General features: G+C 71.3%; 3 protein-coding genes and 1 tRNA gene. All 4 read left to right on the top strand.

Annotation, left to right across the window (positions count from 1 at the left end):
* Window positions 1-34 precede the first annotated feature (34 nt).
* The 4 genes from C1I93_RS29260 (at window position 35) to C1I93_RS29275 (ending at window position 3,505) form a co-directional block, all read left to right on the top strand.
* Window positions 35-2,272 carry a thiamine pyrophosphate-dependent enzyme gene (locus C1I93_RS29260; protein ID WP_258378372.1) on the top strand — a complete coding sequence of 746 codons (2,238 nt, stop codon included), beginning with the start codon at window positions 35-37 and terminating at the stop codon, window positions 2,270-2,272.
* 112 nt (window positions 2,273-2,384) lie between these two features.
* Window positions 2,385-2,822, top strand: a complete 438-nt coding sequence (locus C1I93_RS29265) for a DUF3052 domain-containing protein (RefSeq protein WP_111246491.1) — start codon at window positions 2,385-2,387, stop codon at window positions 2,820-2,822.
* A 56-nt stretch (window positions 2,823-2,878) separates the two neighbouring features.
* On the top strand, window positions 2,879-3,343 hold the full coding sequence (locus tag C1I93_RS29270; RefSeq protein WP_111246492.1) for a peroxiredoxin: 465 nt from the start codon (window positions 2,879-2,881) through the stop codon (window positions 3,341-3,343).
* An 87-nt stretch (window positions 3,344-3,430) separates the two neighbouring features.
* A tRNA-Val gene (locus C1I93_RS29275) sits at window positions 3,431-3,505 on the top strand.
* The last annotated feature ends 393 nt before the right edge of the window (window positions 3,506-3,898 follow it).

Here is a 3,898-nt window from a genome sequence, read left to right on the forward strand (position 1 = left end):
CGCCGACGCCGCCGCCCCGGCCGCGGACCCCCGGGTGTGGGGTGACCGGGCCGAGAGCACCGCCGGCCGGAGCACCGCCGACCAGGCCACCTCACCCGCCGCCGACACCCCGGCCACCGCACCCCCGGCCGGATCCCCAGCCGACGCGGCCGGTCGCGACGACGTGCCCAGCCGCACGGGTGCGAACGGCCGCGACGACGCCGACGGCGGTGCCGGTGCCGACGGCCGCGACGGTGACGCCGGTGGGAACGGCGAGGCCGTCGGAGACGGCGACCTCGGGCCCGGGGTGCGGATGGCCTCGGTGCGGCGGCCGGTGGTGTCGGCGTACGCCGAGGCGGCGCGGGACGTGCTGCGCGGAATGGTCGCCTCGACCCAGGACCCGATCGCCGGTGGCCGGCACAAGGTCTTCGGCCGCGCCGACCTCGCCGTGGTGCCCACCACCTCGACCGTCGGCGCGCACCTGCCCCGGGCGGTCGGGATGGCACTCGCCGTGGAACGGCTGCGCCGGCTGGACGCCAAGGGTGCGCCCACCCCGCACGACCCGGAGACGACGCCCTGGGCGCCGGACGCGATAGTCGTCTGCTCCTTCGGCGACGCCTCGATCAACCACGCCAGCGCCACCGCCGCGTTCAACACCGCCGGCTGGTACGACCACACCGGTCTGCGGATCCCGGTGCTCTTCGTCTGCGAGGACAACGGCCTGGGTGTCAGCGTCCGGTCGCCGCAGGGGTGGGTGGCGACGGCCCTGCGGTCGAAACCCGGCATCCGGTACTTCGACGCGGACGGCGCCGACCTGGTCGGGGCGTACCAGGCGGCGGCCGAGGCCGCGGCGTGGGTGCGCCGGCACCGCCGCCCGGCGGTGCTGCACCTGAGCACGGTACGGCTGATGGGCCACGCGGGCGCGGACGCCGAGAGCGGGTACCGCGCCGCCGAGGAGATCGCCGCCGACCTGGCCGCCGACCCGGTGGTCGCCACCGCACGCCGGCTTGTCGAACTGGGCCTGGCCAGTGGCGTGGAGCTGCTCGACCGGTACGACGAGATCGGTTGGCAGATCCGCCGGATCGCCGAGCAGGTGCTCGACGAACCGAAGCTGACGAGCGCCGCCGAGGTGATCGCCCCGCTGGCGCCGCGCCGGCCGGCCCGGGTGGCACGGGCGGTAGCCGACGCCGCCAGTCGGGCCGCGGGTGCGGGCGCGGCGGCCCGGGCCGAGGCGTTCGGCGGCAAACCGCCCGAGCTGTCCGGCCCGTTGACGCTCGCGCAGAGCATCAACGCCGCGCTCACCGACGGGCTGCTCGACCAGCCGCAACTCGCCGTCTTCGGCGCGGACGTCGCCGCCAAGGGCGGGATGTACGGGGTGACGAAGGGCTTGCGCGACCGGTTCGGCGCGGCCCGGGTGTTCGACACGTTGCTCGACGAGACCTCGATTCTCGGCCTCGGTCTGGGTGCGGGGTTGGCCGGCATGCTGCCGGTGCCGGAGATCCAGTACCTGGCGTACCTGCACGGGGGTGAGGACCAGCTGCGCGGTGAGGCGGCGAGCATGGGGTTCTTCTCGCAGGGCGCGCTGCGCAACCCGATGGTGGTGCGGGTGGCGGGCCTGGCATACCAGGAGGGTTTCGGCGGGCACTTCCACAACGACAACTCGGTGGCCGTACTCCGGGACGTGCCCGGCCTGGTGATCGCCGTGCCGGCCCGTCCGGACGACGCGGCGGCGATGCTGCGGACCTGCCTGGCGAGCGCGACGGTGGACGGCAGTGTCTGCGTCTTCCTGGAGCCGATCGGGCTCTACCACACCCGCGACCTCTACACCGACGGCGACGGCGAGTGGCTGGCCGGCTATCTCGAACCAGGTGCCTGGGCGAGTGGGCACGTGCCGGTGGGCCGGGCCCGGGTGTACGGCGTCGGCTCGGCCGAGGACGTCACGATCGTGACGTTCGGTAACGGCGTACGGATGTCGCTGCGGGCCGCGTCGCAGCTGGCCGACGAGGGCATCGGGTGCCGGGTGGTGGACCTGCGGTGGCTCGCGCCGCTGCCGGTGGCGGACCTCATCCGGGAGGCCGCCGCGACCGGCCGGGTGCTGGTGGTGGACGAGACGCGGCGCTCGGGCGGGGTGGGTGAGGGGGTGCTCGCCACCCTGGTCGATGCCGGATATGTCGGTGCCGCGCGGCGAGTGGCGGCAGTTGACTCATTTGTGCCATTAGGTCCGGCTGCCCGTCAGGTCCTGGTCTCCGAGGAGGCCATCACCCAGGGTGCCCGTACGCTGCTGGCGCGGTAAATTTCGTTCCACCCGGTGCGCCACTTGCGCAGGAGGCCGCAACTGTGTGGACTTTGCCTGACGGCGTCGACCAGGGTGCCGTGGATTGCACGAGATGAGGAGGCACGCGACAGTGAGCGCGACCGCTGGTCAGGCTGCCGACGGGGTACGCAGCCTGGCGGACCGGTTCGGCATCGAGCCGGGGATGGTCGTCATGGAGATCGGGTACGACGACGACGTCGACTCCGACCTCCGGGACGCCCTGATCGACCGTTGTGGTGAGCTGGTCGACGAGGACACCGACGAGGTGGTCGACGCGGTGCTGGTGTGGTACCGGGACGGCGACGGTGACCTTTTCGAACTGCTCGTCGAGACCCTCGCCCCGCTGGCCGACAACGGCGTCGTGTGGTTGTTGACGCCCAAGGCCGGCCGCGACGGCCACGTCGAGCCGAGCGAGATCGCCGAGGCCGCGCCCACCGCCGGCCTTCAGCAGACCTCGACGGTGAACGCCGGCAAGGACTGGAGTGGTGCCCGCCTCGTGTTGCGTCGCGGCGCCAAGGGCCGGAAGTGACGGTTCACCAGGTGTGACAGGCTGAGGCCATCCCAACTCGATCCCGAGGAGTGCACATGCCGATCGAGGTTGGCGCCGAGGCGCCGGACTTCGTACTCAAGGACCAGAACAACCAGGAGGTCCGGCTCGCCGACTTCCGCGGTCGTCGTACCGTCCTGCTGGTCTTCTACCCGCTGGCGTTCACCGGCGTCTGCCAGGGTGAGTTGTGCGAGGTGCGGGACAACCTCGACGAGTACGTCAGCGACGACGTCCAGGTGCTGACCGTCAGCGTCGACTCGGTCTACGCCCACAAGATCTGGGCCGACCGGGAGGGATACCAGTTCCCGCTGCTTGCCGACTTCTGGCCGCACGGTGCCGTCGCCCAGGCGTACGGAGTCTTCAACGACGTCGCCGGCATCGCCAACCGTGGCACCTTCGTCATCGACAAGGCCGGCATCGTCCGCTTCGCCGAGATGAACATGCCGGGCGAGCCCCGCGACCAGCAGGGCTGGCGTAAGGCTCTGGCGGAGGCCAGCGCCTGACCCCGATCCTGGCGAGGTGAGGTGTCCGGTCGGGCCGGTGGGCGGCAGGGTAAGCTGCCAACCGCCGGTCCGCCGTACGGCGTTTCCGGGCGCGTAGCTCAGTGGGAGAGCACTCGCCTTACAAGCGAGGGGTCGCAGGTTCGAAACCTGCCGCGCCCACCAGTTCGCGAGGTGCACAATGTGGCGTACCTCACATCGGCCTCAGTGTAGTGGGTGTTACCCGTCGCGGTGCTGTCTTCCGATTGAGCATGCTGAGGCGGCTAGGCTCCTCTACAGCGCTGCCATGCAGACCCACGCGCTGTCCGTAGGATGCGGTGGGGTTTTGGGGCAAGAGAAAACCCGGCCCCTCGAGGGGAACCGGGTGGTATATGTGGTGAACTGTAGCGCAGCCCAGTCCGACTTGCAACTGAAACGAACTGCAGAGCCTTACCAGTCAGAAGGACGAGCGTAGGTCCCAGCGGGGCTTGCCGCTGGATCGCTTAGTTGACAGGTCTGGAAGTCCGCTGCCGTGAGCTGCTTCCACCAGTGGCTGCCCACACCCTCCCCCCGTTGGCC

This window comes from Micromonospora endophytica (assembly GCF_003236305.1).
Taxonomy (GTDB): domain Bacteria; phylum Actinomycetota; class Actinomycetes; order Mycobacteriales; family Micromonosporaceae; genus Micromonospora; species Micromonospora endophytica.

What these genes read in the sequence shown, in the direction of transcription:
- C1I93_RS29270 (WP_111246492.1), top strand. Translation starts at nt 2,879, where the DNA reads ATGCCGATCGAGGTTGGCGCCGAGGCGCCGGACTTCGTACTCAAGGAC.